General features: G+C 43.9%; 15 protein-coding genes. 11 read left to right on the top strand and 4 right to left on the bottom strand.

Annotation, left to right across the window (positions count from 1 at the left end; all coding sequences use genetic code 11):
* Window positions 1–110 precede the first annotated feature (110 nt).
* Window positions 111–470: a bacillithiol system redox-active protein YtxJ gene (ytxJ, locus tag PUT07_RS00280; RefSeq protein ID WP_274465718.1), complete on the top strand. Its 360-nt coding sequence runs from the start codon at window positions 111–113 to the stop codon at window positions 468–470.
* A gap of 81 nt (window positions 471–551) precedes the next feature.
* Here the strand turns inward: ytxJ and PUT07_RS00275 are convergent, their stop codons facing one another.
* Window positions 552–1,109 carry a DUF420 domain-containing protein gene (locus PUT07_RS00275; protein ID WP_274465717.1) on the bottom strand — a complete coding sequence of 186 codons (558 nt, stop codon included), beginning with the start codon at window positions 1,107–1,109 and terminating at the stop codon, window positions 552–554.
* Between the two features lie 799 nt (window positions 1,110–1,908).
* Between PUT07_RS00275 and PUT07_RS00270 the strand changes: the two genes are divergently transcribed.
* The 10 genes from PUT07_RS00270 to PUT07_RS00225 all read left to right on the top strand — a co-directional run bounded on the left by PUT07_RS00270 (window position 1,909) and on the right by PUT07_RS00225 (window position 22,326).
* Window positions 1,909–7,317, top strand: a complete 5,409-nt coding sequence (locus PUT07_RS00270) for a cohesin domain-containing protein (protein ID WP_274465716.1) — start codon at window positions 1,909–1,911, stop codon at window positions 7,315–7,317.
* Between the two features lie 261 nt (window positions 7,318–7,578).
* Window positions 7,579–8,400 (top strand): AraC family transcriptional regulator, encoded by an 822-nt coding sequence (locus PUT07_RS00265; RefSeq protein WP_274465715.1) that lies wholly within the window; start codon window positions 7,579–7,581, stop codon window positions 8,398–8,400.
* Between the two features lie 379 nt (window positions 8,401–8,779).
* Window positions 8,780–9,634 carry an ABC transporter permease gene (locus PUT07_RS00260; RefSeq protein ID WP_379239626.1) on the top strand — a complete coding sequence of 285 codons (855 nt, stop codon included), beginning with the start codon at window positions 8,780–8,782 and terminating at the stop codon, window positions 9,632–9,634.
* A 13-nt stretch (window positions 9,635–9,647) separates the two neighbouring features.
* Window positions 9,648–10,520, top strand: coding sequence for a carbohydrate ABC transporter permease (locus tag PUT07_RS00255; protein WP_274465713.1), 873 nt, complete (start codon window positions 9,648–9,650; stop codon window positions 10,518–10,520).
* Window positions 10,521–10,589: 69 nt separating this feature from the next.
* The gene (locus PUT07_RS00250) at window positions 10,590–12,194 is read left to right on the top strand and encodes an extracellular solute-binding protein (RefSeq protein WP_274465712.1); all 1,605 of its coding nucleotides are present in this window, start codon (window positions 10,590–10,592) and stop codon (window positions 12,192–12,194) included.
* 249 nt (window positions 12,195–12,443) lie between these two features.
* Window positions 12,444–14,960 carry a carbohydrate-binding protein gene (locus tag PUT07_RS35520; RefSeq protein ID WP_274465711.1) on the top strand — a complete coding sequence of 839 codons (2,517 nt, stop codon included), beginning with the start codon at window positions 12,444–12,446 and terminating at the stop codon, window positions 14,958–14,960.
* Between the two features lie 175 nt (window positions 14,961–15,135).
* Complete coding sequence (locus PUT07_RS00240; RefSeq protein WP_274465710.1) at window positions 15,136–16,698, top strand: response regulator; 1,563 nt, start codon at window positions 15,136–15,138, stop codon at window positions 16,696–16,698.
* A 12-nt stretch (window positions 16,699–16,710) separates the two neighbouring features.
* Entirely contained in the window at window positions 16,711–18,468 is a 1,758-nt protein-coding gene (locus PUT07_RS00235) for a sensor histidine kinase (RefSeq protein WP_274465709.1), read from the top strand.
* 4 nt (window positions 18,469–18,472) lie between these two features.
* A complete protein-coding gene (locus PUT07_RS00230) occupies window positions 18,473–20,152 on the top strand; it encodes an extracellular solute-binding protein (protein WP_274465708.1) in 1,680 nt (559 codons plus the stop codon).
* A 512-nt stretch (window positions 20,153–20,664) separates the two neighbouring features.
* The gene (locus PUT07_RS00225) at window positions 20,665–22,326 is read left to right on the top strand and encodes a response regulator transcription factor (RefSeq protein WP_338000731.1); all 1,662 of its coding nucleotides are present in this window, start codon (window positions 20,665–20,667) and stop codon (window positions 22,324–22,326) included.
* Window positions 22,327–22,418: 92 nt separating this feature from the next.
* Here the strand turns inward: PUT07_RS00225 and yjfF are convergent, their stop codons facing one another.
* From yjfF to PUT07_RS00210, 3 genes are read right to left on the bottom strand one after another with little or no spacing between them, the layout of a single operon-like run.
* The gene (gene yjfF, locus PUT07_RS00220; protein ID WP_274465707.1) at window positions 22,419–23,381 is read right to left on the bottom strand and encodes a galactofuranose ABC transporter, permease protein YjfF; all 963 of its coding nucleotides are present in this window, start codon (window positions 23,379–23,381) and stop codon (window positions 22,419–22,421) included.
* Entirely contained in the window at window positions 23,371–24,402 is a 1,032-nt protein-coding gene (locus PUT07_RS00215; protein WP_274465706.1) for an ABC transporter permease, read from the bottom strand. Before PUT07_RS00215 ends, yjfF begins: the two co-directional genes overlap by 11 nt.
* Before the next feature lie 3 nt (window positions 24,403–24,405).
* Entirely contained in the window at window positions 24,406–25,911 is a 1,506-nt protein-coding gene (locus tag PUT07_RS00210; RefSeq protein ID WP_274465705.1) for a sugar ABC transporter ATP-binding protein, read from the bottom strand.
* Between the last annotated feature and the right edge of the window lie 422 nt (window positions 25,912–26,333).

Genomic DNA, 26,333 nt, shown 5'->3' with positions numbered 1-26,333 from the left:
GCCAGACGATTACCGCAGCGGGCAGCGGCTGTATGGCGGCGCTCGATTGCGAGAAATATCTTGAAGCCGTGGAGAATGTCCACTTTTAATGAGAGGAGAGAATGATTAAGATGAATGCGAGAGAAATCACAACAATCGAAGAATGGAAATCGGTGTTGGAGCATTCTGGCGAACGCGGACAAGTGGTGCTGAAGCATAGCACGATTTGCCCGGTTAGTGCCAATGCGCTGAAAGAATATAATGATTATTTGCAAGACAATCCAAATCGTGATGTCGATTACGTACTCGTAAAGGTAATCGAAGCTCGTCCTGTTTCGAACCAAATCGCCGAAGATCTTGGCGTCAATCACCAATCACCGCAAATCATCTACGTTACAAATAAAGAGAAGTACTGGACCGCCTCGCATTGGGCGATCACGATCGAGCATATGACGGCGGTACTGAACTACGGAAAAGTTCGGCAATATTAAATTTTTGTAAGTGAGTGTGAGTGTCATGACAACTGTCAACATTAAGGATTGCTCCTCAAATCGACTATCGTCGCATTAGCTTCAATAATACGGTTCCATCATTAGGAACACGACAACCCCGGTTAAGCTGACATATAGCCAAATCGGCATCGTCCAACGGGCAATTCTACGATGTTTATGCAACTGGTTAGTCCATCCCCACACGAGAGTGAACAAGGCGAGCGGCACGATGATGGCCGCCAGAATGCTGTGAGAGATCAGAGTGAAGAAATAAATCGGCCGGATAATGCCTTCACCACCGAACCTCGCCGTCTCCGAAGACATGTAATGGAACGTTAAGTAGGAGACAAGGAACAACAGTGTAGAAGAGAAGGCGGCGAGAATGAACCCTTTGTGAAGCTTTACGTTCTTCCGTAGGATCCCTATCAACGCGGCTAGCAGGAAGATGAAGGTGAAGCTGTTCAACACCCCATTGATTCTTGGAAAGATGGTAAGATCGAAATCGATCTCTCCCTTGTAGCCAATCGGTGAGAAGAACAAGAGTAAAATAACGATATTAGCGACTAATGAGATGGTGACGATGGCAGCCGTATAATTTTTGTTGCTAGCTTGCCGCGGTGCATGGTGGTTTTCGCTCATTTAAACCGAAGATCTCCTTTCCTACCACATGGTAATGGCTTCATTATAAGCGGGTTTTGTCGTACAGCAATCAGATATTGATGTCAAAACTGCGAACTCTTATTGACGATTTATAGTCTTCAAAAGGTATTAACCTCCCTCAGAGAAAAAGAATTAACGGAGAACGTTAACACAGCAAACCACCCTCCTTTCGAGAAGGTGGTTTGTTTGATTCAAAAAGCAAAATCAAAGATTAACATAGCCATTATTTTAAACAAGGTGAGGATCAACAAGTACGACTTCAATGGCCTTGTTGTTTGTATTTGGGCTGTATAATTTAAAGTCACGACCCAGGTTGGGAAGAAATTACTATGCGAAAGACGTACGTTACTATCTCGTAAAAACAATAGAACTGCAAAAAAATTATTCTAATCTTTCGAAAATAGTACAAACGACAAATACTTTAACCATTTAGTTTGAGAAATTTCAAAGATAAAATGATAAAGTGAAGGAACATTTTATAGAGGAGATGAACGATGATCTACTTATAAATAAATGTGCTATCGATTGTAACCGCTATCAAATCTTACCTCGAGTATCAACGGTTGCCTCAAGATCCTACTTCAACTTCATAGCCAACTAAGTATGACAGGTGTTCTCTGATTCATACTCCAAACTAAAGTTTTATGAAAGAATGAATAAACACATATGTTGTAAGCGTATTCAATCTTTGCGTTCAAGCTATGCCATTCAAATAATGTAGATTGAGAATGACTGCTTTAATTTCTCAACAAGAAGAAAGTTAAGGAGGAATACGTGCATGAGTAGTTTTATTTGGCGAAAGACACTTGCGGTTAAGTTGATGGGCGCATTGATGCTTTCAAGCATTGCCCCTGTGGCCTATTCCATCCAGGTTCAGGAAATTCAAGGAGCCGTGAATGCCGCTCCTGTAACAGCCAATTGGTACTCGACATATCAAACGATGGATGGTGTAGGCGCGGCTTATGCATACACGGATTCCATCCATATGCTGCAGCTTGCTGCTGCTGGGCATCAGGATACCGTGAGACATTTGCTAAATCTTACATTTAGCGAGAAAAATGGAACAGGACACGATATTGTACGTGTGATTATTGGGGATAACGGCGGCTTAACCGCCTCAGGCGCTACTGCAGCAAGTCCAGGCTTCAATCCTGTAACAGGGTTGCTGGCAGACAAACCGGGCTTCGACGTTGAGGGGAATCCTATTCCTATGAGAGGAACAGCTGGCCAGTACGGATACAAAATTGAAGCTGAGAACCGTTATGCCGACGGTAATACAGATAGTATTTGGCCTAACGAGCCGGAGCACGCCCCGGGTACGTTGGTGCCGGTTGAGGGCTTCGTATGGGATTATCCGTCCTGGAATCAGCCGATTGCAAATGACGATGGAGGACCCACCAACCTCCTGAGCGCTTCTGATCAAGAGCCTGTAGTTATGAAGAACGGTCCGCGTACCCGAAAAGAGCTGTTCGATTTCGATCAGGTATGGACAATGCGTCAGGCGATGCAGTATGGTGTCAAGCAGTTCTACGCTTGTACATGGACGGTTCCTTATTGGATGAGCAATTCTTCAACCAACTCTCCTAGCAAGATCGTCCGAGGCGACACGGCAACCATTGATGGCAAAGTCGTAAAGATTTACTACCAGGCCTATGCCGATTATCTCGTCAATTATATTCGAGGCATGTGGGAGCAGTGGGGAATTCCGATAACGCATATCAATCCCTTCAATGAAGTTGATCTTGCCGGCGGAACTGCTGACTATGTTCGGGAGCTGATAAACGGCTATATTGGACCTACTTTGAAAAAGTCCATGCAACCAGGCGGAGCCTTGTATGATATTAAGAATCCAGACGGTAAGATTATTGATTTTATACCTCAACTTGCTGCCGTCGATGGTACTAATCTTAGTGCGTCCTTAAGCAGAGGCGGTTTGGTCTTCCAAGATACAGATCCGGATAATGCCTTAGATAAAAATCCATACCTCGATGTGTTTACGACACATTTATATGGAACTGTAGGCATCGGTACGGATGAAACAAAGCTGTACCATACAGGTGACTTTTCCAAAAATCCTTTAGATTATACCAAGGATGGGTCCAAGTATCCCGAATACTTGAATAAATATAAGCTCTGGCAGGCAGAGTTTATGAATCAGGACACCGCGGACGGATCTGCAGGTGCGTATACGCAGCGGTACGGTAATCAGAACATTAATGATGCCGTGCGTTGGTCCAACCTGCTGACCAATATGTTCACTAGCAATCCAGGCTTTAACGGATTCGTTTGGTGGAGTATGTGGGATAGCAACGGTGCAGACGGCTCTGACTTGATACGTTTCGTAACAACGAACTCTCAGCAGGAGCCCGGAAGAATTAGCACGTTGACAGGCGAATACCGAGCATTCAAGCGTTTTTACGGTTATGGTCATTTTTCACGTTTTATGAATCCCGGCGATGTACGTTTCGATGTAACACGAACGCCCGCTGAAGATATTAATGTTGTCGGCTTCAAGAATCCGAACACGAATGATTTTGCACTCACGGTTTCTAACGCCAAAAATGATGACAGCGTTCAGCCCTTGGAGTTTACAATGAAGGACTTCCCGGCGGGTACGACGAGTGTAACCGTCTTCCGTACCTCAGGCAGTGAGAATCAAAAGAAGTTAGCCACGATTCCAGTGAGTAACGGCAAATTCGTTATCGACATCCCGTCGGCTAGCATCGTTACGATTGTACCGTCCCAAGGGACCTATGCCACGTACAACGGTCTTGATCGTGAGCGTGATATTTTCTCCTCGCTTGAGGCGGAGGGAAATGACAACGGCGTGAATGGAGACACTGCCGGAAACGCGGGACGTGATAATGAGGCCGTCACCTTGAGCGAGGAAAAATACCTTTCCTACAAAAACATGAACTTTGCGGATGGCTCCGCTAACGGCGGGGTGGTTCGTAGACACTTGTTATACCTTACAGCGCAAACCAAGTCGGCAAAAGGCGGCAAGCTTCAAGCCTACGTTCTGCCGGTTGGAACAGCTGTGAGCAGCACCGCCGATATTGTATCCAAAGGTACGCAGGTAGCTGAAATTCTCGTTCCTGCTAATGATAAATACGGCAAATATCAGGACATGGTTGATACAGGCGACCTTAGCGCGTATGGTCATAAGGATCTTTATATCGTATCTAACGGTACGGTCACCGTTGACCGCTTCTTATTCGGAGCTAATGACTCCGATTGGAGTGCCGCTGCAAATAACTCGACGGTGTCTATTCCAGGAAACATTTTACAAAATGGTGATTTTGATACTGCAACAGCCTCTAATACAAACAATTGGTCAGCAGGTCGTTATACGAAAGGGTCGTTTGAACAGACCGTTTCAGGGCCTGTGTTAACTGCGGATACCATCCAAAGCTACTCGGGTATATCCCGTTATCTCAAAAACAATTCCACATCAAAGGTTGCCGGCTCCGGGAAAGTTGTAAATCGTATTGACGCCCCGGATCAATACGACGGAATGTGGCAGGATGTCACGGGCAAGCTGACTAAGGGTGACAAATACAACTTCAAAGGTTACTTCCTCTCCATGAAGAGTCGTCCGGAGAGCTATGATATTGCCGCTGAAAATCCGGGGGATGTGGAAGCCGCATTGGTGTATTACGACAGCGCCGGGAAGCAACTGGGTATGACGCCTATTAATAACCGAGACATGCCTGAACCGTACTCAGCTCGTGAAGCCGGAGACGCTGCTTATTGGAGCAACGGTAAGTTTATCGGGCGCATTCTAGAGGGTGGACCGGTCGGTTTAAGCTCATTCCAGCCTGTTAATGTGAAAGTGGCTGATTGGCACGAAACACCGAACCAACCGTTTACTTATAACGAACCAGAGGGGACGGCCAAAGTGGTTCTGGCTGTGTACGCAAAGGATTCCAATATTCTCTATGCAGACCAGCTATCGCTTACACCCGAAGTAACGTCAAGCTATAGCCTTTTTATTAACGGAGTTCAGCCTTCGAATTTTGATGCAAATAAGTCGGATTATACGTACACGGTATCTGGAAATTCCATACCGGTTGTAACCGCTTCATCGAGTGATAAAAATGAAATCGTAAGTATCTCGCAAGCGGAAAGTGCTCAAGGAACGGCTGTTGTCCGGTTTATTAAAGGTCAAAATATTAAAACATATAAGATTGCTTTCAGTACAAATGATGTCATCAGCTTCGCGAACGGTCTTCCGACCGGGTGGCAGGTAGCTAATCCGGCGGATCCTCAAACTGCTATCACGTATGGTACGGCAGGAGAGGTAACGATTGCTACCACGAAAGCGGATGCCGATTATCCGAATAGTCGGAATGTGCTGCAATTCCCGGGCTCGGCGAGTGGCAACTGGACGCTCACAGCGAGACTTACCGTGAATAAAGCACTGAATGATTCCACTATAGATGAGCTTTCACAAGTAGGGCTTGGCATTAATCGCCCTTCAACAGGTGAGTTTTATAGAATCAATGCAAGAAAAGTCGCTCCTAATATTAAGGTGAATTACTCAGGTAAAACCGGTACCAGCACGTACTCGGGTAATACGAACCAAACGAACTTAACAGGTACTGTTTATGATCTTCGTATAGTGAAGGAAGGCAATATTGTACAGGGTTATTTCTCGACGAATGGCGGCTCAAGCTGGCTTGCTATGGGGAATACAACAACATTTACTCCAGCTTTTTTTGATGAAGCGAAATTGGAATTATATGGGACTAACTTTAGTGCGACAACAGATTTGAACGTGAAATTTTCAAATGTCTCCTTGGTGAAAACTTTAGCGGAGGCCGGAGAGCTTGACCCCGATCAACAAGCTGTGGAGCAAGCAGCGGCATTGATTGGTACCCGGCTGGCTGTTCCGAATGCAACCGGTGATAATGAAGAAACACTGAAAGCAAAAGCACAAACGATACTCGATAACGACGCTAATCTGAGCGCCCTTGGAGTTACCTGCACAATTCTCTATGAGAATGGTCAATATACGTTGATTATTTCCAAAGGAGCTTCAAGCGTAAGTGTCAATTCGTTTGCTGTTGTAGGAGGCACAGAAGACACAACGCCACCTACATGGACCCAAGGAAGCGTACTTGAAGAAAGTAGTGTAACAAGCACGGGATTGACATTAAAGTGGCCCGCGGCTGAGGACGCTAATGGGGTAGCCGGCTACCGAATATTCAATGGTATCGATGAAACGCCTATTACTGTAGCTGGAAATGTATATAGTCACGCTATTACTGGATTAACGCCAAAAACGACCTATACATTCAAGGTTGAGGCAGGGGATCATGCCGGAAATTGGAGCACAAACGGACCTTCCAAATCAGTTACCACAGCTCCGTCAACCGCAGCTACGGCGACATTAACAGGCCCAGGAAGTGTTGCTCCAGGCCAATCCTTTCAAGTAAACTACGGTTTGGCCAATGTATCAACTGATCTATATGCTCAGGATATCACTGTAAACTTTAATGCCTCGCAGCTTGAACTGCAAAGTGTTCAATCCTTGAAGCCAGGTTTTGTTGTCATTGACAAGCACGAAGTAGCACCGGGCAAAGTGCGTATTCTAGCCTACTCTCAAGGTGAGGAGAACGCGGTAAGCGGAAGCGGCGATCTTCTTCAGTTACTGTTTAAGGTGCTTGCTTCGAGCGGCACTGCAACAAGTACCGTATCCTTGTCAGATGTGAAGGTTTCCGATGATAGCGGAACGGTCACTTCAGTGAGCAGTGGTTCTACGTATAGTGTCGTTATTAGCAGTGTAAACGAAGTTAATAAAACTGCATTGAATAATGCTATCCAATCGGCATCCGCAACTCTGAGTAATGCGATGGAGGGCACTCTATGGGGACAATATGCAGTCGGTTCTAAAGCTTCATTGCAAGCGGCTGTCAGCGATGCACAAGCGACGGCAGCGAATGCCTCAGCTACGCAAGAGCAGGTAGACCAAGCGGTATTGCAGCTAAACAGTGCGCTGCAAACCTTTCATAATTCTATTCAAACTCAAGCTACAATTGGTGATTTGGGCATTTTGGCTAAGTATTACAATAAAAAATCGGATTCATCTGACTGGAACCTTTATAAGCGTTACGATATAAATAATAGTGGTCAGATTGATATTGCCGATCTAGCGTACATCGCAAGACTTATCTTAAATAACTAAAGATAAGAAAAATAATGAATCAGCCCTCGGGTGCTCACTAGGAGCGCCTAAGGGCTGTTTTTTTTCGCCCGAGCATTCGTCGGAAAGAAGAATAGAAGCTAGTATAAATTCGCAAAGAGCATGTTCTTTACTTTTTGTAGTATGTTCTATACTTTATGAAGTAAACTTTCTTGAATCCAAAAAAATCCCATAATATAATTAAATTCTCTAGAGTAGGTATTGGATTAGCTGTATAATTTTATATTGGAAAGGATAATTTCTATGGAATATATCGAAATTAATCCTCAGATTGAATTATTCATCAATAGACACTCCACACCCACTTGGATTATTGAGGATGCCACAACTGATTTTATCGACTTAACCTATATTTTCAAGGGAAGAGCTTACTACTCCATTAATGGCACCGTGCATGAAGTTAATCAAGGTGATCTCATATGTATTCCTAAAGGCAGCCGTCGAAGTGCCACCACTGACCCCACGAATTTGATGACCAGTTATGCTCTAAACATTCATCTCTATGATCTGAAAGGCAAAGACGTTCAATTGCCGTTTCCTTTAATTTCGCATATCGGTGAGCCAGAGGAACTGCTTTCCTTATACAATGAATTGACATTTGAATGGTTAAAGAAAAATAAAGGGCATGAAATGAAAGCGCGTGCATTGCTTCTCCTAATTCTCCATTATTATTTCAAGTCTCTTTATTATAAAGGTAACAATGTGAATATAGACAAACGGATTCAGAAGGCCATTAGATATATATTTAGCAACTTGCAGAATCAAATTGAGGTTGAAGAGCTAGCAGCTATTACCGGTTTAACCACTGCATATTTTGGAACGCTATTTAAGAAATACATGGGGGTATCCGTTAAAGAATATATCAACAGAATGAAAATTAACAATGCTGAGAATATTCTTCTAAGCGGTGAATTTACCGTTCAGGAGGCTGCTTATAAATGCGGTTTTGAAGACATTTATTATTTCAGCAAGCTATTTAAAAAAATAAAAGGTTTTCCCCCCTCTAGAATACTAATAGAAAATAGCAGATCTGAGCGGCAGGAATTTGAAGTCGTAAACAAGTAGAAAAAAAGGCTTATCGCAGATAGTAGGCCTGAAATGACAAGAACCTCGGACTTCTCTGAGGTTCTTTTTCATGCTGTTGAGATCCGTCCGCTTAAATTAAAATGTTATCCATAATTAATACAAAAGGTAAAAAGTTTGTCCATGGATATTGAAAGCGCTTAAAATTACAATTCAAATATAAAAAACTCTTCGGGCGCTTAGGATTCGTTTGATCTGAGGCATCTGATGCAAGCAGCAATAGTTAAAAAACACAAAGAGGTGAGTACACCAAATGGAGAGGAACGATGTAATGAAAACAGAAACCAGCACTACTACCTCCATTCTTGCTGTCAAAGGAGGTGGCATCGCCTACTTGAAAAGACAATGGCCACTTTACGCAATGATGGTCGTACCCATGGCATTTTTCATCATTTTTAGGTATATCCCGATGGCCGGCGTGGCCGTTGCTTTCAAAGAGTACAACATTTTTAAAGGGGTTTGGGCCAGTCCATGGGTAGGGTTCGCAGTCTTTAAGGAAATCTTCGCCATGCCCGAATTTTATAAGGCGCTTCGCAACACTTTGATGTTGAACGTGCTCGGATTGCTGACCTTTCCGGTTCCCATTCTATTAGCACTTCTTCTGAATGAACTTCGGGTGCAATGGTATAAGAAGCTTAGCCAGACATTGATGTATTTGCCCCATTTCATTTCGTGGGTCATCGTAGGGGGGATGGCTATCGAGCTGCTCTCAACCAATAATGGTTCAATTAATCATATGCTGATGGCGATCGGCGCTTCCCCCATTCCATTCTTGGAAAAACCGGCATTATGGATTGCAACTTATGTTGGAACAGGGGTCTGGCGCAATGCCGGATGGGGAACGATTCTGTATTTGGCAGCACTTACGGGAATAAATAAGGAGTTGTATGAAGCGGCAGAAGTGGATGGTGCAGCCCGGATGCGCAAGATTTGGCATATTACTTTACCAGGCATTAAGCCGACCATCGTCGTCCTGTTCATTCTTCAGATCGGGAATATGGCCAATATCAGCTTCGAGCAGCCCTATGTTCTGAAGAACTCCTATGTGATGGATTACGCTCAGGTAATTAGCACTTATGTATATTCTGTAGGAATTCAGTCGGCAAGATTCGCACTTGCAACTGCTGTCGGTTTGTTCCAATCCGTAGTGGGATTAATACTTCTTCTGTCGGCAGAGTTCATTTCGAGAAAAATCAATAATCAGGGTATTTTTTAATGGGGGTACATGTATGATTCAGAATCCGGCTGAGAAAATAGGCAATACGGTTATTATCCTTCTGCTGGGCATCTTCTGTTTGTTTTGCGTGGTGCCCATGATCCATATTTTCTCGTTATCACTCAGTGGTAACCGGGCAATCATGTCCGGCGAAGTGACTTTATGGCCGATAGACTTAAACTTCGAACCCTATAAGAACGTATTTGGTGACCTGAGCATGATTCGCTCGCTGTTGTTTACCATCTGGCTTGTTGTCGGTTACACAATGGTTAGCTTGATCGCCACGATCCTGGCTGCGTATCCGCTAAGCCGGCGCAATTTTAAGGGGAAGAACATGTTGTTCGCTCTGATCATCATCACCATGTTCTTTAATCCGGGGATTATTCCAAACTACTTGTTGATTAAAGAGCTTCATATGTTGAATAGCGTATGGTCGCTGGTATTGCCGCTGCTCATCAACGCCTTCCTGTTGATTATCCTGAAAACATCGTTCACGCAGCTACCCGGTGAACTGGAAGACTCGGCTTGGATGGACGGATGCGGTCATTTCCGTTACTTAATGCGAATCGTGCTGCCGCTGTCATTACCGATTTTGGCGACATTGGCTCTGTATTCCGCGGTCGATCGATGGAACATGTTTCAGGATGCGCTGTTCTATATTAACGATTCACGGCTATACCCGATTCAACAGAAGCTTTATGAGATCGTAATCAACAGTCAGGTGAACGACGCTACTGCCCAGGAAGGCTTTGGGGGCTCTGCTCCGGTGCCGGAGAGCTTGCAGGCGGCAAGCATCATGTTCGCAACTGTCCCAATTCTACTCGTATACCCTTGGCTCCAACGTTATTTTATCTCTGGCATGCTCGTAGGTGCAGTTAAAGGCTGATAGCTGTCTTCAACCGCTTTAAACGGTTGAATTCACTATATATTCAATAGATTAAAGGGAGGATTAACCATGCGAGTAAAATTACGCAAAACGATTAACGTGGCTATGGCCGTTGTAGCGACGACTGCTATTGCGCTTGCAGGCTGCAGCAGCTCACAAAACAGCCCAAGTCACTCAGCCGCGCCGGGAAGTTCGGCAGGTGCGAGCGAGACCCCGAAGGGTCCGCCGATCACTTTAACGGTTGAGCTGTTTGATCGAAGTAATGCGCCGGCAGGCGCTCCGCCAATCACAGACAATTTCATGACACAGTACGTTCAGAAAAACTTCGGAGATCCGAATAATATCACAGTTAAGTTTGTCACAATCCCGCGCTCCGAGGAAGTCAAGAAGTTGAATGTATTGATGGCGTCCGGAACTGCGCCAGATCTCGTCTTTACGTACGACAAGCCTACTGTTCAAAGTTACGTGCAAAGCGGCGGAATTGCGGATCTTGGGCCGGCGATTGAGAAATACGGACCTCAGTTGAAGAAAGTACTTGCTCCAACACTGAAGGACGGCGTTTTTAACGGTAAGCAATATACCATTCCAGCGCTACGGGTCATCCAATCGCAAACGACAAGTATCATCCGTAAAGATTGGTTGGATAAATTGAACCTGCCTTTGCCGACGACGACGGATGAATGGTATCAAACATTGAAAGCGTTCAAGGAGAAGGATCCGGGCAATACTGGCGGAAAAGTCATTCCTTTTACGTTGATCGATATGTTCCATATCAAGCCGTTAACCAATTCCTTCTGGGATTGGAGTAAGATCACTGAAGAAGATCTGTTTGCTGATCCGGACGGTTGGACGCTGCCTGGCAACAAGGAAGCATTCAAATTCTTAAATAAACTATACAATGAAGGCCTGCTTGATAAAGACTTCCCGCTAGCGGCAGACTTCAGTCAGACCTTCAACAAGCAAGTCGTCAACGGTCTTGCAGGGTCTGCCACACCGAATACAAACGATCCAATTTACAGCGGCTACTATGCAAACCTTAAGAAAAACAATCCTGAAGCTGTTCTTGCAACGATCGATCCGTTCAAAGCAGCGAATGGCAAGTATCCTAAACCGATGTATTCCCCAAGCGGTATTTATCTGATGGTTCCAGCAGCGAGTAAAAACGTCGATTCGGTTATCAAATATTTGAATTGGATGGCGGAACCGAAGAATCTTATCGCCCTGCAGTTTGGTCAAGAAGGCGTTTCTTATAGAATAGGTGACGACGGCATTCCATTTGCCTTGACAACGCCTGAAGCCAATCAGATTCTCTTTAATAATCAAGATTACGCCATGATTATGAATGGTAAATACGTGAGCACGGAAGCACCAGAAAAGAACATGGCAGCCAATGCAACGGATCCGCAATTTAAAGACTTCACGATAGACAGTATTAAGTCTGGTGCGCGAGACGGCTATACAGGCCCGCGCGTGGACATTCCCATTCAAGCGGAAATCAAGTATTCACAGATTCTGAACGACAAGATCAAGCAGATGCTGGCAAAGATTATTACGGCCAAGTCTACCGAAGTCGACAGTGTCTATGACCAGCAGCTGAAGGAATGGAAAGATGCGGGAGGCGAAGCTGTTATGAAAGAAAGAAGACAGGCGTATCAACAAACCTACAAAAAATAACTCTTTTTTAGCCTAACGTACTCGGTTCTCACTCATTGGGGGAACCGAGTTTTTTATTTCTATTGGATAAAAGATGAAAGGCAAAATATTTAAAGTTTTTAAAAAAAATATTCCATGTAACTCCTATCTATATTTGATTAAAATTTTTATTAAGAGCTGTTTCACATGAACGTATGAAGGAAGAAAGGATGTGATGATAAACGTTATTGGCAAGCAGTAGCCTATTAACTACTCAAGGAGATGAAAACAATGAACTTACGTTTGAGAAAGTCATTTAGCATACTCTTGGCATGTGTAACTGCTATGCCGCTGTTTTTCGTGCCTGCGCCGGCTGAGGTATCAGCCGCTTCGGCAGCTAACGATGTAATTGTTAACTTATCGGCAGAAAAGCAAGTGATTCGCGGATTCGGGGGGATAAACCACCCGGCATGGATCGGGGATTTGACACCTGCTCAGAGAGAAACTGCTTTTGGTAACGGAGATAATCAGTTGGGTTTTTCTGTTTTAAGGATTTTTATAGATCCCAATAAGAACAACTGGTATAAAGAACTTGAAACAGCTAAAAAGGCGATTGAACGAGGAGCAATAGTGTTTGCATCGCCTTGGAATCCTCCGAGTGAAATGCTTGAGACATTCACCCTTGGCATGAGTTCAGGCAACGGCACCACATATGAAGCGGAGACGGGAACAACATTGACCAATTCCGTTGTGGAAATGAGCAATTCAGGGTATAGCGGTACCGGCTATGTTAATTTTCAAGCAGCGTCTGATGCGGCTATTCAGTGGGGGAGTATCGGCATTGGCAGTACGGGTACGAAAAACGTAAGGATTCGGTATGCTTTACAGGAAGGAACAAGCAATCTAGATATTTATGTGAATGGGACGAAAATGCTCACCGATGTAGCCTTTGCAGCAACCGGAAGCCTGTCAACCTGGGGCGAAAAATCCGTTCAGGTTCCTATGATTAGCGGGAACAATACGATAAAACTGGTAACTACCGGGACAGACGGACCGAATGTAGATCATATCAACCTATCGGCATATGTTGAGGATCCATCAGCTAAACGCCTTAAACATGATATGTACGACGAATATGCGCAGTATCTGAATGAGTTCGATACTTATATGAAGAGCAATGGCGTGGAATTGTATGCGATCTCTGTTCAAAATGAACCTGATTATGCCCACGATTGGACGTGGTGGAGCCCTGAAGAAATGCTTAGTTTTATGAAAGAAAATGCGGGTACGATTCATAACAGGGTTATCGCACCGGAGTCATTTTCTTACGTAAAACAAATGTCAGACCCTATCTTGAACGATCCGGAAGCACTAGCGAATTTGGATATTCTAGGCGCTCACACGTATGGCACGAATTATAAGGATTTCCCTTACCCGCTTTTTGAACAGAAAGGAACAGGCAAAGAACTGTGGATGACGGAAGTGTACTATCCAAATAGTGAGAATAACTCAGCGGATCGTTGGCCCGAGGCATTAGGTGTTGCAGAGCATATGTATAATGCCATGGTAGAAGGGAATTTCCAAACCTACGTATGGTGGTATATCCGCAGACAATACGGTCCCATGAAAGAGGACGGAACGATAAGTAAGCGCGGATACATGATGGCGCATTACTCCAAATTTATTCGCCCAGGCTACGTTAGGGTTGAGGCTACCAAGAATCCCGATCCGCAGATTTTTACATCTGCCTATAAAGGTAACAATAAAGCGGTTATTGTTGCAGTAAATAAAGGAAATACAGCCGTGAGTCAAAAATTTGTTTTGCAGAACGAGACCGCAACGAACGTAGCTTCGTGGTTAACGGACAGCACAAGGAATCTTACTGCCGGAGCCCCTATTCAAGTAACGAACGGTTCCTTTACGGCCGAACTGCCTGCCCAAAGTGTTACGACTTTTGTTGCTGATATCCATACGGGCAATCTAGTACCGACTGCTGCACTTTCAGCAGACAATCGTGTGATGCCTGGGAGCAGCTTTACAGTGGGAGTTAGCTTGAACAATTTGGGGAAAAGTGTTTATGCCGAAGACATTACATTGACTTATGACGCCAATAAATTTGACTATGTAAGTGCGGCAGCGGCAAATCGTAGCATCGAGATCGTTGGAGAGGAGGAAGCAACTGCCGGCAAAGTTAGGCTTATTGCTGCTAACATTGGAGGTGTAACAGGAGCAAGCACGCCGGCTCTAAATTTATATTTTAAAGTAAAAGCCGGTGTTCAGAATACGACCGGCACGATCGAAGCTGCAAAGGCAGACCTTGCTGATTCTGAAGGAACCGTCATTCAAGCAGCGCTTGACAGCAAGAATATATCAATTGGCAGTGAGGTTGTCATTGTAGATAAAACGGCTTTGACAACGGCCATTTCAAGCGCACAGAGCCTGTATGATGCTGCAGTTGTCGGCACAGAGTCAGGTCAATACCCACAGGCAGCCAAAGATGCCTTCGGCTCTGCGATCGATGCGGCCAAAGTGGTAAGAGACAATGCAAGTGCGACACAGCCTCAAGTAGACAGTGCCGTTGCAGCATTGGGCAGCGCAGTGGAAATCTTCAAGGCAGCGGTTATTCAATCTCCTGACCTTAATAAAGATGGAAATGTTGATGTAGGTGACCTCGCCATTGCGGCTTATCATTATGGGAAGGATTCTAACAGTGCGGATTGGGAAACGGCTAAGAGAGCTGATTTGAATGGGGATCATAAGATCGATATTATGGACATCGCCTATATAGCATCCAAGATCATTGAATAATAGTTCCGTTTAAGTTTGGTACTTAGTGGTACTTAGGCGAATACAAAGGAGATGGCAAATGGAAGGGACTCTTGAAGTTCCTTCTTTTTGTCTGCCTAGCATTCTTTTGGGGATAGGTTAATTATGATACAATAATTTTCATCAATCTGGGCAGATGTAGAAGGGGGCAATTATCTTGTTCAAGGTATTGTTAGTTGACGATGAGGTATTCATTCGTAAGGGTCTGCAAAAGTTGATGAAATGGGAAGATTATAAATTTACCCTGATTGGAGAGGCGAAAAACGGTGGGGAAGCTTTGGGCATGATTCACCGTTTGGAGCCGGATGTGGTGATTACTGACATTATGATGCCTGTATTAGACGGGCTTGGCTTGATCCGAAGCGTGAAAGAGGCAGGACACGTAGATCCCGAATTTATTATTATTAGTGGTTATAATGATTTCAAATATGCTCAACAAGCGATTCGTTACGGTGTTCAGGATTATATTTTAAAGCCTATAGATGTGATGGAACTGGGGGATACACTGCAGAGACTTGCGGTTTCTATTAGCAGAAAGAAATTGACAGCGCTTACGGAGGGGAGATACGCACTCGGTTCTGTGTTGGAGCTGCTGCTGCAGGAGGATCTTCAAGAGGATGAGGCTGTGCGTTATATAGAAGGATTAGGAATTGAATCCAATGCTGAAGGATTCTTATTTGCATGGGCCGAGATCCAAGTAGCGCTCGGTGAACAGCAAGTTAGTTTAAAAATTTTCCGAGAAGTATTATCTTCCTTTGGCAAGGCAGGAGGCAGGATCCCCGTGCTTGAGAATACGCAGGGCCGGTTTGGAATGGTAGTAAGTACAGAGGTACTGAATCGGTGGGGGAATGAGGTATCGTATGCCTTGGCGGGGCTTCGTGCAGAGATTTCCAGAGAGCTCCGTCATGAAGTAACCCTCTTTGCAGGCGACATCGTGAATAGCATCGCGCATTTGCGGCAATCTTATTTCGGTGCCAACGAAGCAGTTAAACATAAGTTTGCCGAAGATGGCAAGGATGTCATTCTATATGGGAAAGTGAAAAGCAAGCCTCTTAACATGACCGAATTGGCCCCTAGTACATACCATCAGTTGATGGTAGAGTTGGAGGAAAATAATAAACAAGCTTTCGTAAAAACCATCGACGGCATGTTTTTGACTTTTCGAAATCAGCGATTTGCCCTACATACCGTTGTCAGTCTTCTTTCTGCTTTCAGTTTAAGAGTTATTGATGTCATAAAGCAGATGCACGGCGACGATGAAGAGCAGCGCCGGTTGCTTACAATTCTAGAAGAAGGCCATCAAACTTGGAGCCTCCAGAGGTTAAAGGAGCATTTCTTACAAATGACTTCACAAGCAGCCGAGTATATAGCCCAGCTGCGCAAAGAACAGAATAAGGGAGATATCGAGAAAATTAAGAAATATATCGACGCTCATTATAACGAAAATATTAATCTTAAGAGTATTGCCAATCAATTTTATATGAATTCCGTCTATTTGGGGCAGCTCTTTCGGAAGACCTATGGACCTTACTTCAACGATTACCTCCTAGAGTTGCGTGTGGAGGAGGCGAAGAAGCTGCTTCGGCAAACGGACCTGCGGATTTATGAAATTGCGTCGAGGGTGGGCATTCCGAATGCGAATTATTTCGTAACCCAGTTCGAAAAGCGGGAAAAAGTCTCACCGTTGGACTATCGTAATAAACTCGTTAACAAAGAATAGGTGGCGTTATGGATGCGAAAGATACATCTCAATAATATGAAACTGCGAAATAAACTGCTGCTTATGTATGTGCTGTCCGTCTTCATTCCCATCGTAATGACGAATGTTGTATTCTATAACGTCACATCTACGAATATCCGTAACCAGAAGATCCGAGATGCTGGCGTAGCTTTAGAAAATATCAAGGGTTCCCTGAAGACAGTGACCGATCAGGCGGCCGGCCTGTCCTACTCCTTTTATGTGGACCGGACTTTTAATGATTATCTTGACCGACACTATGCCAGTACGTTTGAGTATGTTGATGCGTATAATTCATACTTGAAAGAGGCCTTTTCCAATTCCGACAAAAATCTGATAAGCATTATGAAATATAGTGTTTACACGGATAACCCTACCATCCTTGCTGGTTATATTGAGCCGTTGACCGATGAAGTCAAAAGTTCCGATTGGTATAGCCAGATCAAGCTTAATCCCGCTTCCTCCCCCATTCTGATTAGCTCGGATCACTCGTTTAGCTTGCTTCAAAGGTTAAATAATTTCCACAACAATACGTTCAGCCCTATTCTCAAAATTGATCTTAACATGAAGAATATCAGCCAATATTTCGAGAACAACGGTTTCGATGGCAAAGTGTATCTTGTAGATCCCCAAGGGCGCGTACAATACAGTAACGATTCCGATACCAATTGGGCACAGCAAATGCTTCAATTTAAGGATATTGCACTGCCGCCAAAGTCTGAAGTGTTCAATACGACATACACAGGGATCAATTATTTGGAAGGTTGGACATTGCACGGAGTAATGAACAGAGAAATCGTACTGAACGAAGTACGGAAGTCACGTTTCTTCGTCTTCCTGTTAGCGTGCATAAATTTCGTGGTTCCAACCATCATCATCGTCTTCATGTCCCGATCTTTGCACGTTCGGCTTGTGCGAATTCTCAAACATATGAAAAAAGTTAAAAATCAAAACTTCCAGATCATTCCCCATGATGAAGGACAGGACGAAATCGGCCAGTTGACGAATGAGTTCAACCGGATGACAGAGCGCATGGACAATCTTATTACCGATGTTTATCTTGCGGATATTCAGAAGAAGGATCTGGAACTTAAGCAACAGCAAGCCCAGCTCCATGCTCTTCACAGTCAGATAAATCCCCATTTCCTGTTTAATGCGCTGGAATCCATTCGAATGCGCAGTGTACTCAAAGGTGAGGATGAAACATCAGAGATCATCCATAATATGGCCAAAATGTTGCGTAAATCCATTTCATGGAGTCGAGATTGGATTACGGTCGGCGAGGAATTAGAGGTTATTAAAAGCTTCTTAGAGATTCAGAAATATAGGTTCGATGAAGAGCTAGAGTATGACATTCAGGTCGATGAAAATGCAATAAATTGTAATGTTCCGAATATGATTTTTCTACCCTTCGTAGAGAATGCCAGCATACATGGAATCGAATCTACTCCGGATAAAGGGATCATTCGTGTTCAAATCGGTGTGGTGGCAAACGAATTAAGATTTACGATTGAGGACAATGGATGCGGTATGTCCCCGGCAAAGGTAGAAGAAATCCACCACCTTCTTAATCAGGATGATGTGATGGGTGAACGGGTCGGTATTAAAAACACCTATTATCGTTTGAAACTTATCTACCGGGAACGTTTTGCGCTCAACATCCACAGTGTAGAAGGGGAAGGGACGCGCGTTGAAATTGTATTGCCTTTGCTCAGCGGGGGACGGTATTATACAATCCGAAAGGGGGAATAGTCGGATGCTTGGAAAGAAAGTGTTTGCTTCAGGGTTGGCCGCCATCTTGTTAGCCGCTGTAGTGACCGGTTGCAGCAGCACTCCGATCAATGCTTCAGGCGTTGCATTTGAAACAGCGGATACTGAGAATAAAGCGCCAGTAACTTTCTCGTATTATCTGTTCGCGCAGGGGACAAAGGATGTATTGGCAAGCGAAACTACCATTGGCAAAGAGCTGCAGAAGCAAACAGGGGTTGATTTCAAACTTCAATATCTTGTTGGCGACAGTGCGACCAAAGCAGGAGTCATGATTGCAAGTGGAGATTATCCTGATGTCATTAGCTCCAGCGGTGAAATGGCCAAGCTGATGGATGCAGGGGCGTACATCGCGCTGGATGATTTGATCGAAAAGTATGGACCGAATATTAAGCGTGTATACGGTCCTTATTTCAATATGATGAAAGCTAAGGATGGTAAGATTTATACGCTTCCATTCACAGCTAATCAGGGATACACGGCAGAACCCGATATCGGCGGCGGTGCATTCTGGATCCAGCGATCTGTACTGAAAGAGTTCGGTTATCCCAGAATTACGACAATAGATGAGTATTTTGATTTGATTAAGAAGTATAAGGGAAAAAATCCGAAGGTTGACGGTAAGGACACAATTGGCTTTATGATATCAGCAGGTGTAACAAACAATTTCTTCACCCTGCAAAATCCAGCTATGCATTTGGCGGGCTACCCCAACGACGGCAGCGTAACTGTGGATATGAAGACAAATGAAGCCAAGCTTGTAGCAGGTACCGACAATCAGAAGAGATGGATGAAGAAGCTAAATGAAATGTATGCCATTGGCTTGTTCGATCCGGAGTCCTTGACCATGAACAAAGACCAATATTTAGCTAAGCTGACTTCGGGTCGCGTACTCGGTTATTTTAACTATGGCTGGCAGGTTGCGGAGGCTACTAAAAAACTGAAAGCAGCCGGAATTGACGAGAAGCGCTATGCGCCGTTACCTATCGTATTTGATAAAGGAATAAAAGATCAATACATAGACCCGCCGGGATTTGTAAACAACTACGGTATCGGTATTACAGTGAAAGCCAAAGATCCCGTTCGTATCATCAAGTATTTCGATAATATGCTGCAGGAAGAAAATCAAATTCTGGTTTCTTGGGGAATGAAGGATCAAACTTACAGTGTTGATGAAAAAGGCCGCTATTATTATAAGGATGATCAAAGTAAATACCATGAAGACCCTGAACTTAGCCGCACATTCGGATTCACCTATTATGGCAATGACTGGCCTCGTTACGGCTATAACTCCGTTCTGAAGGATGGTAACGCTTTTGCACCGGGCAACCAGTCGGAGGTCGTGTCCAAATTGTACACCGAAGGTGACAAGAAAATTCTCGATACCTACGGTGCCAAAACCTTCAGTGATTATTTCAGCAAGCCCGAAGAGCGCAAGTGGTTCCCGGCCTGGTCGATCAGTATTCCTCAAGGATCGCCCGAACAGATCTTTACAACCAGGTCCGACGATCTTCAAAAGAAATATTTATCGAAGATGATTCTTGAATCTCCTGATAAATTCGAATCCATTTGGAATGCATACATCAATGAACTAAACAAGCTGGACAAGCAAGGATATGAGGGGACGATCACCAATGCTGTCAAGGACCGTGTAGCCGGCAAATGGTAAGCACCGTGCTGAGGTGTGAGAGGAGACGAAAGGTTAACCGGAAAGTTTTGGTTAACCTTTTTGGCTATAAGCTGGCGTTCCTTTCCTTTGAGGAGTAATGATTGATGCCTGGTTATGATTGCGCTTACAATATGACAACGATTGGTAAGTGAAGTAAAGAGATGCACATTGTCCGCTCCTTTTCTGGATTTTACAATGAAGATATAACACGTCAAGATCACCGCCGCGTATTTCGTTTTTCATGGAAATGGCGATGTCCGTATTACGGAGCTGACTGCCGATGCAAACTATGCAACCGGAGAAAGTGGTGGGTATGCCGATTTTGCCAATATCCATTATGAGCATCAAATCCGATAAAAGTGCAAAAGATCGAAAGTTTGTTCATTATCTTTTGGTTTATAGACTGTTAAAATAGTGTTACACAGATTTGAAAGCGTTTTAATTCCGGGATATTGCTTCGAAGTTGCTTCAATAGTCACCCTTCTCATTCCAATGGAAAAAGGTGAGCCATAATGAAAAAAGTCATGCTAGTAGACGATGAAATTCTGATCAGGGAAACGATACGGGAGTGCATCCATTGGGAGCAAGAGGGCTTTATTTATTGCGGTGACGCCCCCGACGGGGAAATGGCGCTGACTTTAATTGAGCAATTACGGCCTGACATCATCATTACAGATATTATGATGCCCTTTATGAACGGTTTGGAACTGAGCGCTATCGTTCGAGAACGATATCCGGAAGTGATAATTATTATTTTGACTGGACATGAGGATTTCGGCTATGCAAGAACGGCTTTAAGGATGGGGGTCCACGATTACTGTTTGAAGCCGATCCGTGCATTAGATCTCGTCCAGCTTTTACGCAATGCAAGCGAGTTGATCGATAAAGAACGTGAAATAAAGGCCAGCATTGACAAATTGAGGCAAAGCGAGCTCGAGAAAATTGAAGTTTCGCGTGAAAAGCTGCTGAATGATTTGTGCAGCGGTTTTGTTACAACGATTGAGGCTATTCAGCTCGGCGCGACTTTGTCGCTTGATTTGCAAGCGCGCTATTATGTTGTAGTAATCTCAGATGTGCGTACGGTTGAAGACAAGCCAATATTGGATGCCGGCGTAGCGAGTCAAATAGAAGATAATCTGATCGGGCAATTTCAAAAAGCTCTTGATCGTAAGGAATTGTTACAATTTAAGCGAAGCCGCACGGAGATTTGTTGGCTAATTAAAGGTGAGACGCTAGAACAAATCCAGTTTGAGCTAGAAATTTTCAAGGAAATACTAAATATGAATAACGAACGGATACCTTCTGCTTCGGTTTCGATCGCGGTAGGGATTGGCAGCGTACAGGAACGGCTGATGAATATTCACCTCTCTTTCTTGGAGGCTGTTGAGGATATGCACTGGAGGCGATTATCCAGTCAAAACCGGGTCACGCTTTGGGAATCGATCTCAGGGTCCATGGAACAATACGTTTTCTTGGACCGTGCCTGGTTCGTGAACTTCCTGAAAATAGGCTCTCCTTCACAATTATCTTCGTTCTTGGAGGAATACGCCTCGGCATTGGCTGGTATTGATTGGACCTCCTCCCCAATTGGTTATTACATTCTTAATGATTTGACATTGGAGGTATTTCGTTCGGCTAAGGATATGTACCGGCATTGGGACGCGCCTGAGGACACGCTTCAGCAGTTGCAGCAAATTCTCAAGACGGTTCGTTCTACGGAGGATGCGATTCACTATTTGACCAGCCTCACAAATCAGTTTTGGTCGTGGCGTTCTCAAACGAATGACAGATATGGCGATATGCTCAGGAGTGTTAAGGAATACATTCATGCTAATTACAACAATGACACTTTTTCGCTTCAGGATGCAGCGGAGCATGTCAAGGTGAGCTCCAGTCATTTAAGCAAGGTATTCAGTCAGGAAACAGGCCGCACGTTCATTGAGTACTTGACACATTATCGTATTCGTAAAGCGATGGAGCTCTTTAAAACGACATCGTACAAATCGTTTGAAATTGCATTTCTCGTCGGTTATAACGACTCCCATTACTTCTCTACTCTCTTTAAACGCATAACCGGGATGACCACCAAGGAATTTAAGAAAAGTGGGAATATGGATAGCGCCCTCTTGGTCATGGAGCGGAGCGAAGCCAGTGAGCAGTTGATTAAACGATGAGCATGAATTGCTATCATCCATCTTATGCATTAAGGATGAAACTTAATGAAAGAAAGGACTTTGGCGGAACCCGCCAAAGTCCTTTTGTTGTTTTACTTATTAGCCCATTTTCGCTCACTTAATGCCTTCTGGAGAAGGATGAATATGCAGAGTAGTAAACCAATTACAATTTTAGTCCACCAAGAGCTAAGCGTACCTTCGAAACTAACTATCGTTTGGATGACCCCTTGAATCAGGACTCCAAAGAAGGTACCTGCTATATAACCTACTCCGCCGGTTAAGAGGGTTCCGCCAATGACGACGGCCGCGATCGTATCAAGCTCCATTCCCATGGCATGTAAGCCATAACCAGATAACATATAGAACGTGAAGACAACGCCGGCGAGTGCAGAGCATAAACCACTGAAAGCGTAAACGCCCATCTTTGTTTTCGCAACAGGTAAGCCCATTAATAGAGTGGATTGTTCACTACCGCCGATAGCATAGGTATTACGTCCAAAGCGGGTATAATGTGCCATATAAAATCCAATCGCCACAACCATGAGTGCGATGATTACGCTAATCGAAATGAAGTTACCTCCTGGCAGCGGAATTTTGGTCTGTGCAATACGGGTATAAAGTGCATTATCGATTGTAATTGTGTTTATGCTGATCACGTAACAAAGTCCTCTTGCTAGAAACATCCCAGCGAGTGTGACAATAAACGGCTGGATATTGAAATAATGAATAATCGCTCCCATCCCCCAGCCGAAAAGGGTCCCAATTATTAATACGAATAAGATTACAATAACAGGGGGCCAGCCTGCTTGCAAAAGCGAGGCAGAGATTATCGTCGTTAATGCGATTACCGATCCTACCGATAAATCGATACCTCCTGAGATGATAACAAAGGTCATCCCAACGGCCGTAATGAGTAGAAAGGCATTATCGATTAACAAATTTAATAGAACCTGCAAGGAGAAGAAACCTGTATATCTGAACGAGCCTGATATATACATCAATGCGAATAAACAAACGGTCACATAGATAGGAATATATTTACGATTAAGCAGCATGACGTTTAACCTCCCGTTCTGCCGGATATTTGCGAGCCTTCCAGCTCATAAGTATCGTTTTGCGGAAGGTTTCCGATTGAATGAGACATACAGCAAGGACAACAATGGATTTGACGACTAATGTAATTTCGGGTGGAACTCCGATCATATAAATCGTTGTTGTCAGGGTCTGAATAATTAATGCTCCAATTAGCGTACCGCTAAGATAAAATCGTCCTCCATTTAATGAGGTTCCTCCGATGACAACGGCCAGAATGGCATCCAGTTCATACCATAAACCCGCATTATTACCGTCCGCGCTAGAGACGTTTGAACTCAAAATTAAACCGGCAATTCCTGCGCACAATCCGCAAAAAATATATACAGACAGCGTAACGGTGTGAGAGCGAACACCTGCCAAAAGACTTGCCGTCGGTTTACAACCAACGGACTCAATAAATAACCCAAGGGCTGTTTTACGTGTTAATAAAACGGAAATCACAAAAACAATGGCAACAAGAAAGATGGAAAAGGGCAGAGTCCCTAAAGAACCGGCACCAAGATATTTATAAGACGAGCTCGATACGGTAATAATTTGACCGCTTGTTATTAGCTGTGCAATTCCTCTTCCGGCAACCATTAAAATCAAAGTGGCGATAATGGGTTGAATACCTGTTTTCGCAACTAGGAATCCATTCCATAAACCTAGCAGCAAGGATAATGCAAGGGAGATCCCAACGGATAACAATAATGTTCCCAATGCGTTTTGATCGCCGCTTTTACTAATCGTTAGACAAGCTACAGCACCGGATATGGCTACAACAGATCCCACAGAAAGATCGATACCCTTTGTTGCAATAACTAAAGTCATACCAATTGCTACAAGAATGAGAGGGGAACCGAAATTCAGAATGTCAATTAAACTTCCGTATAAATGGCCATCTTTCATTGTAATAGCGAAAAAACTGGGGGAGTACACCAAATTAAACAATAACAAAATAGCTAACAGACATATCGGCCAAAACAAATGATGCTTCATCATGACTTAACCTCCCGCTATCGCCTTCATGACATTTCGTTGACTGATTTCCTCTCCTGACATCTCCTTCACTTTCTTACGGTCTCTAAGAACAACGATTCGTTCGCTAACTCGAAGCACCTCTTCAAGCTCCGACGAGATAAATAGGACCGACATGCCTTTATGTGCAAGAGAAAGGACCAGCTTTTGAATTTCTGCTTTTGCGCCAATATCAATCCCCCGCGTCGGCTCGTCCAGAATGAATAGTTTTGGTTCAGTCAGAAGCCACCTGGCAAGCAGTACTTTTTGTTGATTGCCGCCACTTAGATGCTTAATTAAATGCTCGGGATTGGGCGGATTGATATTTAAAGCACGGATATACTCTTCGGCTATCTCATCTTGCCGTTTTCTTGAAATCGTTTTAAACCAACCGCGAGTTGCCTGAAGAGCTAGAATTATATTCTCACGAATGGTTAAATCATCAATAATCCCTTCCGTCTTGCGGTTCTCTGAACAAAAAGCAATTCCTTGATCAATCGCTTGTCTTGTCGATTGTACATCGACGATGGAACCGGAAAACTTTAATTCACCCGAATCGGCACGGTCTGCAGCGAAAAACAGTCTGGCAAGCTCTGTTCTCCCCGAGCCTAGAAGACCAGCCAGGCCAACAATTTCACCCTTGCATATCGAGAGATCAACTGGTTCAATCGATCCTTTTTTGCCTAAGGCCGAGGCTTCCACGAAGACTTCATTTTTTAGATAATGCACATTATTTTTGGGAAGTTCATCGAGAAGACTAATGTCCTTGCCTATCATCTTCGATACTAGTTCTATGCGAGGGAGGTCTTTAGCCAAATGCTCGCCAACATATTCCCCGTTGCGAAGAATAGTTATACGATCTGAAATTTCGTATACCTGGTCGAGGAAATGAGTGACGAATAAGATAGCCAATCCTTCATTTTTCAGCCTGGACATGACCGTAAATAGCTGCATAACCTCGCCACGATCAAGACTTGAAGTTGGTTCATCCAAGATGAGGACTTTGGCTGATATACTTACAGCTCTTGCAATCGCGATTAGTTGCTGAACAGCTACTGAGTATGTATGCAAAGGTTGCGTTACATCAATCTCAAGATTCATTCTCTTTTTCAACAACTGCTCGGCCTGCCGATTTATCTCTTTCCAGAGAATACGGCCGAATCGCCGAGGTTCTCTACCGATGAATATATTTTCAGCCACGGTAAGATTAGGACATAGATTAACTTCTTGATACACGGTACTGATACCAGCCTGCTGTGCATCCCGGGGGCTGGTGAATTTAGCCGCTTTCCGGTCCAACATTACGCTACCTTGATCAATGGAATAAACTCCTGTCAGAACTTTAATAAGCGTTGATTTCCCAGCTCCATTCTCTCCCATCAAAGCATGAACTTCTCCCGGGAACATCCGGAAGCTAACGTCTGACAGAGCTTTAACACCAGGAAATTGTTTATGAATACCGGACATTTCTAGAACGGGCTCGTTTTCCCTCATTGGATAACACCTCTCTTAGATGAGAATAGCCAGTCCTCACGAGTACTAACATCAGAGCTGGCCGATTCCTTATGAATTCATTATAGAAAGATCACAAATCATTTTATACAGAGTTTCTAACTCGTTTCTTGTAAATTTTTTAGCGCTGCATCTTGCTAAAAAGCGAAAGTTCATTTTCATTCGCAAAAAATTTGATTTTTGGCAAAAAGGATCATGGACGTATTACCTAAAAAATGAACTTTTATAAAAAGAAATTACATCGTGCTTTACTAATCGCACAGTTATAATGAAGGAAATATTATCCAGGGGGGCGGTAAAATGTTTCCAATTCAATGATGATCCGCAATATTTAAAGCGCTATCAATTTCTGCTTTTAAATTCATGGGAGTACAGATCACTCGTCCAAATGGTCAAAAATTAGC

This window comes from Paenibacillus sp. MAHUQ-63, from assembly GCF_028765165.1.
In the GTDB taxonomy this organism is placed as follows: domain Bacteria; phylum Bacillota; class Bacilli; order Paenibacillales; family NBRC-103111; genus Paenibacillus_E.
The sequence above is the reverse complement of the archived record's forward strand: the minus strand, read 5'-3'. Positions and strand labels throughout refer to the sequence as shown.